Source organism: Paenibacillus sp. KS1 (genome assembly GCF_001680695.1).
GTDB classification, from domain to species: domain Bacteria; phylum Bacillota; class Bacilli; order Paenibacillales; family Paenibacillaceae; genus Paenibacillus_B; species Paenibacillus_B suaedae.
On sequence record NZ_MAIS01000062.1, the window covers coordinates 24140 to 38068 of the forward strand.

Below are 13929 nucleotides of genomic sequence, written 5' to 3' on the forward strand. Positions count from 1 at the left end.
TACGTGAGTAAGTATTTCGTTTAAAGTTCGTCTCCATTAAGGTTATAAAGGGTTATAGAAAGTAGGTATTTGGTTTGAAGGCAAGATGGTTAGTAAGCTTGAAGACAAGAATGGCTGCAGGCGGGCAGCCTAGAGGGTACGTGTTCAGCATAGATAGAGTACGTAGTCTAATTGGTGGTGGAGAGGGGCGAATCATGTGAACCTGCTGGTGGATATCAGTATTCGGGTAGGCGAGGCTGTATTGCAATGGCTGATCTCGCCGTTTTATTGGCTGTCCATTCTACTCATTGCCATGCATTATCGCAGGCAAGTGATCCTGGAGCGAAGACTGTTCGCGGTGAAAATGCACAGCTGGATCACCCATACCTGGCATGCATGGCTCGGTGGCTTGATTTCAGGCATCCTCGTAACGTTTGCTGCAATTGGGCTCGGCGTGTCTCTAACACGGGAAGTAATCGTGCTGCTGTGGATCATTGCTCTCGTGCTGTTGCTTATCCGTGTTCGATTTCTGTGTCTTGCTTATGCGGCAGGCTTGCTTGCCATTATACAATTTGTATTAAATACATGGGTGACAGCATGGAATCCAGATGGATGGCTAGGGGATACCGTTGCTTCGGTGCGTGGGATGGACGCTGCTGGGCTGCTGGTGCTTGTCGCACTGCTGCATGCGGCTGAGGCTGTCCTTATTCGCAAGCAGGCAGCTCGTATGGCTGGACCGATGTTCATGGAGAGCAAGCGTGGACGCGTCGTTGGTGCCTATCGCATGCAGAGCATGTGGCCAGTTCCGCTGCTTCTACTCTTTCCAGCGGATGAGGGAGCAGCTTTGCCTTGGACGCCGCTGTTCGGTGGAGAACTGTGGCAGCATGGCTGGTCGCTCATTGCGTTTCCGATCGTGATTGGCTTCTCCGAGCTGACATTTACGAAGCTTCCTCAGCAGAAAGCAACGCTAAGCAGTACGCGTTTGTTCGCGTATGCGGCACTGCTGCTTGCGATTTCATTAGCTGCTGCTTGGTGGGCGCCGCTTGTGCCTGTGGCTGCAATTGCAGCCATCGGCATGCATGAGGGCTTAATCTGGTTGAGTCGTAGAGAAGAAGCGGAACATAGTCCGGTGTTCACCCAAGATGCTGGTGGACTCCGCATTTTGGCTGTCCTGCCGAACAGTCCTGCAGCGGAGCTTGGTATTATGCAAGGTGAAGTGATTGTGAAGGTGAACGGTGTGAAGGTAAGGACGAAGGCGGAGCTGCATCAGGCACTCCGTATGAATTCCGCGTTCTGTAAGCTGGAAGTGAATAACTTATCAGGCGAGGTTCGTTTCTTGCAGCGGGCTATTTATGCTGGTGAGCACCATCAGTTGGGCGTGCTGCTTGCTCCCGATGATCGGGTTGAATATGTAGCAGTTACACGGGCTCCTTCATTATTTTCATACTTGTTAGTGCCTTGGATCCGTTCCAAGCGCGGAGCAAAGCGTAAGCTGCGCGAGCAAGCAGAGAGCGATGTGCAGTCTGCAGACAACATGGGTGAGGCTGCGAAGACGTCGAATGCATCAATGCCTACAGATGTGGATAATCGAGCATAGTAAGGATAAAAATTTTCGGGAATCTAATCTACTCAATTGTTCTTGGGGATATACAGCGGACTGAGTGGGATTTGTATACGTGAATCAGGAATAAGCATATAACAAAAAGGGATTAATCAGAGTCAGTTGTGCAGCTGCTCTGATTAATCCCTTTGTTTTTGAACTCAAATATATCTAATTTTTTGGATTGTGGATAATAGGATTGAAATATATGATTTTGTCGACAAGTTGTTAACATTCTGTAGATAAGTCCGTGAATAACGTGGATAAGTACGGTTTATCCTGTGAATAACTGTTGGATAACCATGCGCATGAATCAGCTAACGAACGTCTATTGCACCATTTTCCGCAGAACAATGATTTCTACGCGTCGATTTTGTTGACGATGTTGTTCTGTGTCGTTATCCACAAGTGGACGAGTTTCGCCATAGCCGGCAATTTGGAATTGTGCGGCATCGAGCTTGTTATCATCTACGAAGTAACGAAGAACGGATAGGGCTCGTGCAGCGGATAGCTCCCAGTTATCCTTATAGCGGCCGCCTTGGGCGAACGGTAAGTTGTCCGTATGTCCCTCAATGCTGATGGATGTACTCAGCTTCGGAAGTAAGGTAGCAAGCTTCTTCAGTGGAGGGAGTGCATCATCCTTCAATTCTGCACGACTCAAATCAAACAGCAGTCGATCGCTCATTCGGATGGCGATTCCTTTTGGTGTATCAGATACGGTAATTTGGCTGCCCAGTTTGTTCTCATCGATATACTGCTGGATGACACCCATGAAGTTTTTCAGCTCTGCCTCTTGCTTGCGGAAGGCCAGATCCTTGTTCGTAATTGTACCTATTGCAACGGCTTTTTCTTCCTTATCCTTGCCGTCGGCTCCGTCTTGTTTGGTTTGTTTGTCTCCTGTTTGTCCTGGCTTCGCATAGGATCCATCCAGAATGGTGGAGCCCTTTAAGGACGTATCCGTATTGCGGAAGGATACCTGCAGTGTTTCAGACAGAGACTCATATTTATCCACATCAATCTTACTCATGGCATACATGACGACGAAGAAGATCATGAGCAGGGTGATGAGATCCGCGTACGTAATGAGCCAGCGCTCGTGATTCTCAGCGCGTGCTCCTGATTTTCTATTTCTGCGTCTCATGGATCATCCCCCGCTTTGCTTCTGGAACCAACTTGAGCGGTTCGAAGGAGTCTTCGGCGAGCAGGAATGAGCCGAGTTTTTTGCGAATAATTTGCGGGTTCTCGCCGGCTTGTACCGCTAAAATTCCATATTCGATCATTTCCATGACACGTAATTCTTCCATGCTGCGCGCTTTAATTTTACTCCCAATCGGCAAGTAAATGATATTCGCGGTTGCAACCCCGTATAGGGTGGCTGTGAAGGCAACGGCAATGGATGGTCCGAGCGAAGACGGATCTGACAAATTGCCGAGGACGTGGATAAGACCCATAACGGTTCCGATAATCCCCATTGTTGGCGCATAACCGCCAGCTGCTTCAAATATTTTTGCATAGCCTTCATGTTTTTCTTCGATGGCGTCCATCTCCAGCTCCATCATCTGCTTCACGAGCTCGGGATCAGTTCCGTCTACAATCATCATGATGCCATCACGCAAATATCCGTTCTCATGCTTGTGAGCATCGTTCTCCAAGGCGAGGACACCTTCTCTGCGAGCGACAGTACTCATAGCGACGATGTCGTCGATTAATTGCTGTGCGTTTGTTGATTTGCGGCCGAACGCCATCTTAAGTGCGTTCGGGATACTGCGCAGCCGATTGCCCGGGAAGCTGATGACGACAGCGGCAATCGTTCCGCCGAAGACGATGAGTGCAGCTGTTTTCTCCCACAGGCCACCCATTTGTCCACCTTCCCACAGGAAGCCTCCGATGAGTGCAGCTAAGCCGGCAAGAATGCCAATTACAGTTGTTTTGTCCATAGATAATCCTCTCTCCCGTTCAGTGTTTCCCATTTGCATCCAATCGATGAAAAGAGTATAATGGAAAAGGGAACAAACATTCTTATTTTTCATATGTAAAGATGATGTCCGCCTCATGCGGGATCCTTCTTTGCAACGATTTCAGCATCCATACTATATCATGGCAACAGACCTGAGCGAACCCATTGTTTCGCCGTGCTGTACCTGATATGTTTATCGGGTGGAAATTGGGTAAAGTTTAGGGGAAGAGGGCGCTTGCGGAGCTGTACCAAAGTTTTGAGCCAAGAGTCCTAGAGTGTCCCAGAGCGATCGCTTTTTGCGCGAATAAGCAGGATGAAATGCCTATAAACAGAGAATGAGGCAGGAATTTATTTTCATTACAGTAGCGTTTTGCTGTACGGGTCGGAGTACGGCTGTATGATGCAGTTCCGAGCTCTGATAGATACAGTTCATCATATAAATTGTACATGATATTAAGTAGAAAGTGGTGAGGTTGTGACGGACTTTGAAAGGGAAGACAGACCTTTTGAGCTAGTATCCGAGTTCTCCCCTCAAGGAGATCAGCCTAAGGCGATTGAACAATTGGTTGAAGGCGTTCATCAAGGGAAACGGTATCAGACGCTGCTCGGAGCGACAGGAACAGGGAAGACCTTCACCATCGCCCAGACGATAGCTCAGTTGAATCGTCCTACGTTAATTATTGCTCACAATAAGACACTCGCTGCACAACTGTGCAGTGAATTCAAGGAATTCTTCCCGAATAATGCTGTGTCTTATTTCGTCAGCTACTACGATTATTATCAGCCTGAAGCCTATATTCCTTCTTCTGATACGTATATTGAGAAGGATTCCAGTATCAATGAAGAGATCGACAAACTTCGTCACTCTGCTACCAGCTCCTTGTTCGAACGCCGTGATGTTATTATTGTAGCGAGTGTATCGTGCATCTATGGCTTGGGTTCCCCGATGGAGTACGGCAACCTCGTATTGTCGCTTCGAGTGGGGATGGAGAAGCCGCGGAACGCGATTCTTAGCAAGCTAGTCGACATTCAATACCAACGCAATGATATGAACTTCACACGCGGCACGTTCCGCGTGCGGGGCGATGTTGTTGAAATCTTCCCAGCCTCGAACGGTGAGAACGCAGTTCGTGTGGAGCTTTTCGGTGATGAAATCGAGCGAATTACTGAGATAGATGTGCTGACTGGTGAAATTATTGGTGAACGTGAACATATCGCAATCTTCCCAGCGTCTCACTTCGTAACGCGAGAAGAGACAATGAAGGTGGCTCTTGTCAATATAGAGCGTGAATTGGAAGAAAGGTTAGAAGAATTGCGCAGTATGGGCAAGCTGTTAGAAGCACAGCGTTTGGAGCAGCGTACACGCTATGATATCGAGATGATGCAGGAGATGGGCTTCTGTTCGGGGATCGAGAACTACTCCGGACCGCTCACATTCCGTGAACGCGGTGCAACACCGTATACGTTGCTTGACTATTTCCCTGACGACTTCCTTGTCGTGGTCGATGAGTCTCATGTTACGCTCCCACAGGTACGTGCGATGTACAACGGCGACAGAGCGCGGAAGGAAGTGCTTGTTGAGCATGGATTCCGCTTGCCGTCGGCGATGGATAATCGACCGCTTAAGTTTGAGGAATTCGAGCAGAAGGTAGGTCAGGCTGTGTTCGTATCAGCGACACCAGGGCCGTTCGAGCTTGAGCATACCCCGAAGATGGTAGAGCAAATTATTCGTCCGACGGGTCTTCTGGATCCGATTATTGAAGTACGGCCTACGAAGGGGCAAATTGACGACTTAATTGAAGAAATTCGCATTCGCTTGGATAAGGACGAGCGTGTCCTTGTGACGACGTTAACGAAGAAGATGTCCGAGGACTTAACCGATTATTTGAAGGAAATCGGCATTAAGGTGCGTTATTTGCATTCTGATATTAAAACCTTGGAACGGATGATGCTGCTGCGTGATTTGCGGCTGGGCGTGTACGATGTGCTTGTCGGCATCAACTTGCTTCGTGAAGGACTCGACTTGCCGGAAGTATCGCTGGTTGCGATTTTGGATGCAGATAAGGAAGGCTTCCTGCGTGCAGAACGCTCCCTCATTCAGACGATTGGGCGTGCGGCGCGGAATGCATCAGGTCGTGTCATCATGTACGGGGATAAAATGACGGATTCGATGCATAAAGCCATCACGGAAACAGAACGGCGCCGCAAGATTCAGATGGCGTTCAATGAGGAACACGGCATTACGCCGCAGACAATCCGCAAGAAAGTGCGCGATGTGATCGAGGCGACGAAGACAGCGGAGTCGAAGGAAGGGTACGATATCAGCAAGTCCGTCGAGAAGATGTCGAAGAAGGATCGTCAGTCGGTCATTCAGCGATTGGAAGCGGAGATGAAAGATGCCGCGAAGAACCTCCAATTCGAACGGGCAGCCGAACTGCGTGATGCTTTGTTGGAATTGAAGGCGATGGACTAATATAGAGCAGTAATTTTAGATGCCGTACGTGGTTCGAGTGAACCTGAACGAGCAGGAGGGGTAATCCATTGGCTAGTGAACATATTGTGATTAAAGGGGCGCGTGCCCACAACTTGAAAAATATCGATGTGACGATCCCGCGCGACAAGTTCGTTGTACTTACGGGTCTTAGCGGCTCGGGCAAATCGTCATTAGCCTTCGATACGATTTACGCCGAAGGGCAGCGCCGGTATGTGGAGTCCCTATCCGCTTATGCGCGTCAATTTCTCGGGCAAATGGAGAAGCCGGATGTCGATTCCATCGACGGGCTATCTCCAGCCATCTCAATCGATCAGAAGACGACAAGCCGCAATCCGCGTTCAACGGTTGGTACGGTTACGGAAATCTACGACTATTTGCGTCTATTGTTCGCACGTGTCGGCCATCCACATTGTCCAGAGCACGGTATAGAGATTACGTCGCAAACCGTGGAACAGATGGTGGATCGTATCATGTCGTACCCAGAGCGTACGAAGCTGCAATTGCTAGCCCCAGTCATTTCTGGACGCAAAGGGGAGCATAAGACGGTATTTGCAGATATTCAAAAACAAGGCTTCGTACGGGTTCGTGTGGATGGAGAATTGCGTGATGTGTCCGAGACGATTGAGCTGGAGAAGAATCGCAAGCACAATATCGAGGTTGTTGTAGACCGAATTGTCGTGAAGGAAGATGTACAATCACGACTTGCCGATTCGATTGAGACAGCGTTGAAGTTGTCAGACGGCAAGCTGATTGTGGATATTATCGGCGAGGAAGAGTTGGTGTTCAGCTCGAATCTGGCTTGTCCAGAATGCGGCTTCAGTATCGATGAGCTTGCTCCCCGCATGTTCTCCTTCAATAGTCCATTTGGTGCTTGTCCGGAATGTGATGGACTCGGTATGAAGATGATTGTTGATCCTGAACTGCTGGTGCCGGATCGTGAGCGTACGATTGAGGATGGCGCTTTTGAAGCATGGGCAGGCAGCACGTCGAACTACTATCCGCAGTTCTTGGCTGCGGTATGCGAGCATTATGGAATTTCTACGGATGTTCCGGTATCACAGTTGGACAAGGAACAGATGTCCAAATTGATGAATGGTACGGGCGGTGAAAAGGTTCGCTTCCGATATGAGAATGATTTCGGTCATAAGAAGGAAGCCTTTGTGCCGTTTGAAGGTATCGTTCATAATCTGGAGCGCCGCTACCGTGAGACGGCATCCGAGGGCATCCGTGAATATATTGAAGGGTTTATGAGTGCGAAGCCTTGCGGTTCCTGCAAAGGGCATCGTCTGCGCAAGGAAAGCTTGGCGGTTACAGTAGGCAGCGAGAACATGGCCTATGTCACCTCGCTCTCTATCGGAGAAGCGCAGCGTTTCTTTAGCGGCTTAGAGCTATCAGAGAAAGAGCAGTTGATTGCGCACCTCATTCTGAAGGAGATTAATTCGCGTCTCGGCTTCCTTGTGAACGTCGGGCTTGAGTATTTGACCTTGAACCGTGCAGCGGGAACGCTATCTGGCGGAGAGGCGCAGCGCATTCGTTTAGCGACGCAGATTGGCTCTAGCTTGATGGGGGTTCTGTACATTTTGGACGAGCCTAGTATCGGTCTGCATCAGCGAGATAATGATCGCTTAATCCAGACGTTGGAGCATATGCGCAACCTCGGGAATACGCTTATCGTCGTTGAACATGACGAGGATACGATGCTTGCAGCCGATTATATTATCGATATCGGTCCTGGCGCTGGTATCCATGGCGGTATGGTTGTAGCTGAAGGCACGCCGAAGCAAATTATGAAGGATAAGAACTCGCTTACCGGGGCTTATTTGAGCGGTCGCAAGTTTATCCCCGTACCTGAGGAACGCCGCAAGACGGATGGACGCTGGCTGGAGGTTCGCGGTGCGAAGGAGAACAATTTGCGCGGCGTTCATGCAAAGATTCCACTGGGCGTCTTCACCGCAGTAACTGGCGTATCCGGCTCAGGCAAGTCGACACTCGTCAACGAGATCTTGTACAAAACGCTGGCGCGAGATTTGAACAAGGCAAAGGTACGCCCAGGTGAGCACAAGGAAATTCGCGGACTTGAGCATATCGATAAAGTCATTGATATCGATCAATCCCCAATTGGACGAACGCCACGTTCGAATCCAGCCACGTATACAGGTGTGTTTGATGATATCCGTGACCTGTTCTCTTCAACGAATGAAGCGAAGATCCGTGGCTACAAGAAGGGACGCTTCAGCTTCAACGTGAAGGGCGGACGCTGTGAAGCATGTCGTGGAGACGGGATTATTAAGATTGAGATGCACTTCCTGCCTGACGTCTATGTACCTTGTGAGGTATGTAAGGGCAAGCGCTACAATCGTGAGACGCTGGAAGTGAAATACAAAGGGAAAAACATCGCAGATGTGCTGGAAATGACGATCGAGGATGCAGTTGAGTTCTTCCAGAACGTTCCTCGTATCCATCGCAAGATTCAGACATTGCTTGATGTCGGCCTTGGCTACATGAAACTCGGACAGCCTGCGACAACATTGTCTGGCGGTGAGGCGCAGCGCGTGAAGCTGGCAGCTGAGTTGTATCGCCGGAGCACTGGCAAGACGATTTACATTTTGGATGAGCCGACTACAGGTCTCCATGTTGCGGATATTGATCGCTTGCTGCAAGTGCTGCATCGACTTGTCGATTCCGGTGAATCGGTGCTCGTTATCGAGCACAATCTGGATGTCATTAAGACAGCGGACTACATTATTGACTTGGGTCCAGAAGGTGGCAGCGGCGGCGGAACAATCGTTGCACACGGAACGCCGGAGCAAGTCGTCACGGTACCTGCGTCTTATACAGGCAAGTACTTGAAGCCGATCTTGGAGCGCGATGCGGACCGTACGAAGCAGTTAACGAAGAAGGATCGGGAAGCGCAGCAAGTGTAGAATCAGCGTAATTTCAATTTCATTTATGTACGATACAGGCACGGTACGGCTATTAACAGCCGACCGTGCTTTTTGGTGTTCGTGTTTCAGAATGTGTTTATAGATATGTTTTGGATGCGTGCCAAATGGAATTGTCTTATAACATCCCGATCCCATATGGCAGAAATGTTGAAGCAGTTAGGGAGCGCAGCAGGAGACCGAGCTATGTGTGCCGAAATGGTAGGGCAACGATAATGATCTTGCAGAGGATGGTGCAGATGGTACAGCTTCAAGTAGGTTCTTGCAGCACGAAGGTGCGTGGTATTTTGTTCGACAAGGATGGAACGCTGTTGCAGTTCATTAGCCTATGGGGCTGGTGGGCGGAGACGGTAATGAAAGGATTGCAACAGGAGCTGAAGCAAGAAGGCGGCTCTTTGCCGGAAGATCCGGGATATATTTTAGGCGTTCACATCGAGCCAGATGGATCGATACGTTCGCATGATCGGCAAGGGCCGCTGGCGATGGGGTCTCCGACGCAAATGATTTCGATCGCGACTTATTTGCTCTATAAAGAAGGAGTGCCGTGGAACCGCGCTGTGCAGCGGGTAACAGCGGTGTTTGAGCAGGCGAATGAGCAATTGCTGGAGCATGCTAATATTATTCCGGTAACAGGCGTTGTGCCGTTTCTGGAACTCTGCCGTCAGCATGGACTCAAGATGGCGGTTGTAACAGCAGATGATAAGGGGCCATCTGAGCAGCATTTGGAGAAGATGGGAATCCGCCATTATTTCGATGCGGTCGTTGGCGATGATTGTGTAGCGCAAGGGAAGCCTTATCCGGACATGGTGGAGCTGGCCTGCCGAGAGATAGGACTGGAACCACATGAGATAGCTGTGATCGGAGATTCGGTTGGGGATATGGAAATGGGACACGCTGCTGGCTCAAGTCTTCAAATCTTCATTGATGAGGCGAATCAATTCGAGACAGCTCCTGAATCCGCAGATGTAATGATTCGTTCTTACGAGGAGATTCAACTGAAGGACGAATAAGAGGCATAAGGCAACTTACATCTCATGTTAGGCTGAATCATGTTACGCTAAGTAATGTTAGGAGTAATGTTAGGCAAGTCATGTTTAGCTAAGGCAATTAATCGCACGAAGGCTGCAGTATATCGCAGAGTATGGTGCATGCTTGACGAAATCATATACTAATGTGGAACTTTTCACAAAAAATCATATGCTGTGAAATGAAGAGACCAACCAGAGCGCTTAGCTAAGGTTGGTCTCTTGTTCATAACAGGGGAGGCTGGTGCGGGGTGGATGTATTCTCTCTCATTAGGCTTAGCCGATAGGAGCAGCTAGAATCTCGGTCAGACGCTGCTGGAACGCGTCTGCACCGACACGGAGGAAGAAATGATGGAATGTCTCATTCGCTTTGCGCTCCTCTTTATAGAAGCGAAGGAGCCGTTCTAGGACGTATGGGACGTCGTCGCCCTTTACACGCCCTTTCAACGTTGTGTTGAAACGGGCATTCGGGCCGAGTATGCCGCCGACTGCGATATCGAAAGCATCGACCATGCCTTGCTCCGTCTTCACGAGAGAGCCTTGTAAGCCGATGTCAGCGACATGCTTCTGACCGCAGGCGTTCGGACAGCCAATGAAGTGAATGCGAATTTGTTCATTCAGATCGGTGATATGCTCATCCAAATAGTCAGCTACGCGCCTCGCGCGTTCCTTCGTTTCTACGATCGCCAGGTTGCAGAATTCGTTGCCTGTGCATGATACCGTCCGGCTCATGAATGGCTTAGGATGTGGTGTAATGCGCTGCAGCACGGGTAGAGCAAGAACCTCATCAATGTGATATTCAGGTATGCCAGTCAGAACAATGTTCTGGGACATCGTTGTCCGCAGTAATCCGTCACCGTATTGTTCAGCTGCGTCAGCCAGCTGGCGGAACTCGTGGCTATCCAGCCGGCCGATTGGCACGTTGAGTCCAATATAGAAGAGGCCGTTCTGTTTCTGCGGATGTACGCCGTCGAAGTAAGCTGCTTGCCAGCCGACGGTTTTATCCTCACCACGAGTAGGGAACTTGCCAATGAGCTCCTCCAAGCGATTCTGGAAAGCCTCTACACCCCAAGCCGCGATAAGGAACTTCAGACGGGCATGATGGCGCTTCTCACGGAATCCATTGTCACGGAATAGTGTCGTTACGCCGATGGCGACCTTGAGCACTTCCTCAGGGCGTATGAACATATCAAGCTTTTGCGCCAAGTGCGGCTTGGCGGACAATCCACCTCCGACATGGGCGTGGAAGCCGATCACTTCTTCATCATCAATGATTTTGACGGCAGGGGTGAAGGCTAAATCATTTATTTCAGCATGCGCATTGTTATAGATGTTGGCGGAAATCGACATTTTGTATTTGCGCGGCAAGTTGGAAAAGTCTCGATTCAAGAGGAAAAAATCATTTACTTCATTTACGAGATCGGTTGTATCCATTAATTCATCGGGATCAATGCCAGCAAGCGGGTTGCCGACAATCGTACGCGGGCAGTCGCCGCAAGCCTCATAAGAATAGAGTCCAACCTGTTCAAGGCGATTGAAGATATCGGGGAAGTCCTCTACTCTCAGCCAGTGGTACTGAATCGCTTGGCGTGTCGTTACGTCCATCAGGCTTCTGCCGTACAGCTCAGCGATATCGGCTAGCGTTCGAGCTTGAGCGGCGGACATAATACCGGAATTGATGCGGATCCGCATCATGAAATGTCCGTCCTTCGGCTTCTGCTCATAGACACCGGCCCACTTGAAACGACCTTTGTCATCTTCGGGGATGGATTCATAGCCTTGCTGCGCATACGTCTCGATAATATCGCGAATGACATCAAGACCGTCCTTCTCCATTTTGACAAACTCGAACTTATTCAGCTTTACAGGGTCTTGCATCCAAATTGGATCATAAGCCATTGGTAGTCCCTCATTCCCTCTAAACTTGTTTATTCCGATATAAATAGTATGTTTTATAGGTGAGGTAATCGTAACATATTTCCAGCAAGGCGACAATGCATGGTGAAGACAAGTGCTATTACAATTTCTGATGAATGCATTCAATTTCTCTTATGAATGAATGGCATCGGGAGAATTAAGCCAAGTAAAGTGAAAGGCACAGGTACGGAATGATGTGGCGAAAACATGTCCATCTAATCTCTCACTCAATGACATCTATCATGCAGGGTTTCAATGACAAGGGATAAATCATGAAATATTGGTGACAATCTTGTTAAATATGAAAAATTTGCCTTGATTCTTTTGCTGGGTAAATATAACATAGATGCATATGAGTATAATGAACGTGTAGAGGGAGGTCACACCATGTTTTTGGCCGAAGCAGCACAACAGAGCGAAAGCACCTATCAGCATTTTGATCTATTTATGATTGCGTTTACTTTACTCTTGATCTGGGCAGTTCTACGCCAAGTCAAGCAGCGTCCTCGCAACCTATTTGCGCTCGGCTTCGCCGTTGTGAGCTTGCTTGTATTTTTATATGCGGATTGGGTAATGGTGCAGGGTTGGTAATCGCCATCAAGCCTTTGAACAATTGATCTTCACATATCACATAAGGCGATACATACATGTCCTACAGACAGACTCCTTGGTGGATAACATCAAGGAGTCTTTTTTTTCTTGCATATGATCTGAGGTTGGAGGAGAATGGAAGCATAGATTGGAATGCCCTGATTTCATAGGGGGCAAGAGGAGGAGCAACCGGATGGTTGGGCAAGGGAAGAGAATACATACAAATCATGTATCAGAAGTGAAGTTATCTAGAAGAATGGGAAGAAACAGAGTTGTGCTTTTTATCGTTTCCTTGCTGGTTGGAGCATCTGTTCTGCCAACTGCGGCAGGTGCTGAGGCGTCATTTCGAGCTGTGAAGGTGAAGGACAAGGTATATGTAGAAGCGGAGGCACTTGAGAAGGTAGCCGGCGGCAAAGGTACATATGATAGCAAGTCGAATACTTATCAGTACAAGCCTAATGATATTCCTACTATTGTGGAAAAGGTAAGCCCATCCGTTGTATCGATTATTGGCCGTCAGATCGATGCAGAAGATGATTCAGACAACTGGCTGTCTCACGGAACGGGAGTCGTTGTGCGCAAGGATGGCTGGATTGTTACGAATGCGCATGTCATTTTGGCCCTGCAGAAGCCAGTAGTCGTAACGCCGGAAGGGAAATCCTATCCGGTAAGCAAATGGTTCGCTGATGAGGAAAGTGATATTGCCCTGATTAAAATCAATGCACAAAACATGAAGCCTGCCACATTTGTGCGTCCGAACCCAACACTTAAGGTGGGCGAAGGGGTCGTTGCACTTGGAACACCGGTGTCTTTTACCCTGCGCAATTCTGCGACTTCCGGGATTATTAGCGGTATCGACAGGGCTGTTGATTCAAGTTACAAGCTGATTCAGACGGATGCGGCTATTAACCCAGGCAATAGCGGGGGGCCACTTGTGAATATGCATGGTGAAGTGATTGGCATCAATACGTTGAAGTTCGCTGCTGTAGGGATTGAGAACATGGGATTTGCGATACCGTCTGACACGGTAAACCTGATTGTGCAGCACTTTTTCAAATATAGCAAGGTGAAGCGGGCCTCGATTGGCGTTGAACTGGAAGAGAGCTGGGCTGCGTATGTTGGATTGCCGACAGATGTTCCAATCAAGGTTACGAACGTTGTAAGCGCCCAGGCGAAGAAGGCAGGCATAACGGAAGGCGATGTGCTGTATGCCATTAACGGTAAGCCGGTAAAGACCCTTGTCGATGTGCATGAGGCACTGAAGTCATTTTTGCCAGGGCAGCAAGTAAAGCTGACGATGCAGTCGAAGGGGAACCTTGTTGCGAAGATGGTAGTGCTGAGTGAAGCAGTAAAGCCAGCTGTTAAGGATAAGTCAGTAGACGCTGATAAGTAACGTAGAAGTAGAAGTAGAAGTAGAAGTAGAA

9 protein-coding genes are annotated in these 13929 nt (G+C 48.9%); 6 read left to right on the forward strand and 3 right to left on the reverse strand.

Annotation, left to right across the window (positions count from 1 at the left end; all coding sequences use genetic code 11):
* The first annotated feature begins 196 nt into the window (after positions 1–196).
* On the forward strand, positions 197–1576 hold the full coding sequence (locus BBG47_RS19140; RefSeq protein WP_065293031.1) for a PDZ domain-containing protein: 1380 nt from the start codon (positions 197–199) through the stop codon (positions 1574–1576).
* Between the two features lie 331 nt (positions 1577–1907).
* Here BBG47_RS19140 and BBG47_RS19145 read toward each other — a convergent pair whose 3' ends face one another.
* Together BBG47_RS19145 and BBG47_RS19150 are read right to left on the reverse strand one after the other, a co-directional pair.
* Positions 1908–2720, reverse strand: a complete 813-nt coding sequence (locus tag BBG47_RS19145) for a flagellar motor protein MotB (RefSeq protein ID WP_065293032.1) — start codon at positions 2718–2720, stop codon at positions 1908–1910.
* Positions 2704–3516: a flagellar motor protein gene (locus BBG47_RS19150; RefSeq protein WP_065293033.1), complete on the reverse strand. Its 813-nt coding sequence runs from the start codon at positions 3514–3516 to the stop codon at positions 2704–2706. Before BBG47_RS19150 ends, BBG47_RS19145 begins: the two co-directional genes overlap by 17 nt.
* Before the next feature lie 495 nt (positions 3517–4011).
* On the opposite strand from BBG47_RS19150, the gene uvrB reads away from it, so the two are divergent.
* From uvrB to BBG47_RS19165, 3 genes are all read left to right on the forward strand, one after another.
* Positions 4012–6009, forward strand: coding sequence for an excinuclease ABC subunit UvrB (uvrB, locus tag BBG47_RS19155; RefSeq protein WP_028533422.1), 1998 nt, complete (start codon positions 4012–4014; stop codon positions 6007–6009).
* 68 nt (positions 6010–6077) lie between these two features.
* A complete protein-coding gene (gene uvrA, locus BBG47_RS19160) occupies positions 6078–8954 on the forward strand; it encodes an excinuclease ABC subunit UvrA (RefSeq protein WP_065293034.1) in 2877 nt (958 codons plus the stop codon).
* Between the two features lie 125 nt (positions 8955–9079).
* Positions 9080–9982 carry an HAD family hydrolase gene (locus BBG47_RS19165; protein ID WP_083189462.1) on the forward strand — a complete coding sequence of 301 codons (903 nt, stop codon included), beginning with the start codon at positions 9080–9082 and terminating at the stop codon, positions 9980–9982.
* A gap of 291 nt (positions 9983–10273) precedes the next feature.
* Here BBG47_RS19165 and BBG47_RS19170 read toward each other — a convergent pair whose 3' ends face one another.
* Positions 10274–11896 carry a nitrite/sulfite reductase gene (locus BBG47_RS19170; RefSeq protein WP_065293036.1) on the reverse strand — a complete coding sequence of 541 codons (1623 nt, stop codon included), beginning with the start codon at positions 11894–11896 and terminating at the stop codon, positions 10274–10276.
* A 405-nt stretch (positions 11897–12301) separates the two neighbouring features.
* Between BBG47_RS19170 and BBG47_RS19175 the strand changes: the two genes are divergently transcribed.
* On the forward strand, positions 12302–12505 hold the full coding sequence (locus tag BBG47_RS19175) for a DUF2759 family protein (protein WP_021257086.1): 204 nt from the start codon (positions 12302–12304) through the stop codon (positions 12503–12505).
* A 193-nt stretch (positions 12506–12698) separates the two neighbouring features.
* Complete coding sequence (locus tag BBG47_RS19180) at positions 12699–13898, forward strand: S1C family serine protease (RefSeq protein WP_254659866.1); 1200 nt, start codon at positions 12699–12701, stop codon at positions 13896–13898.
* Positions 13899–13929: the final 31 nt, after the last annotated feature.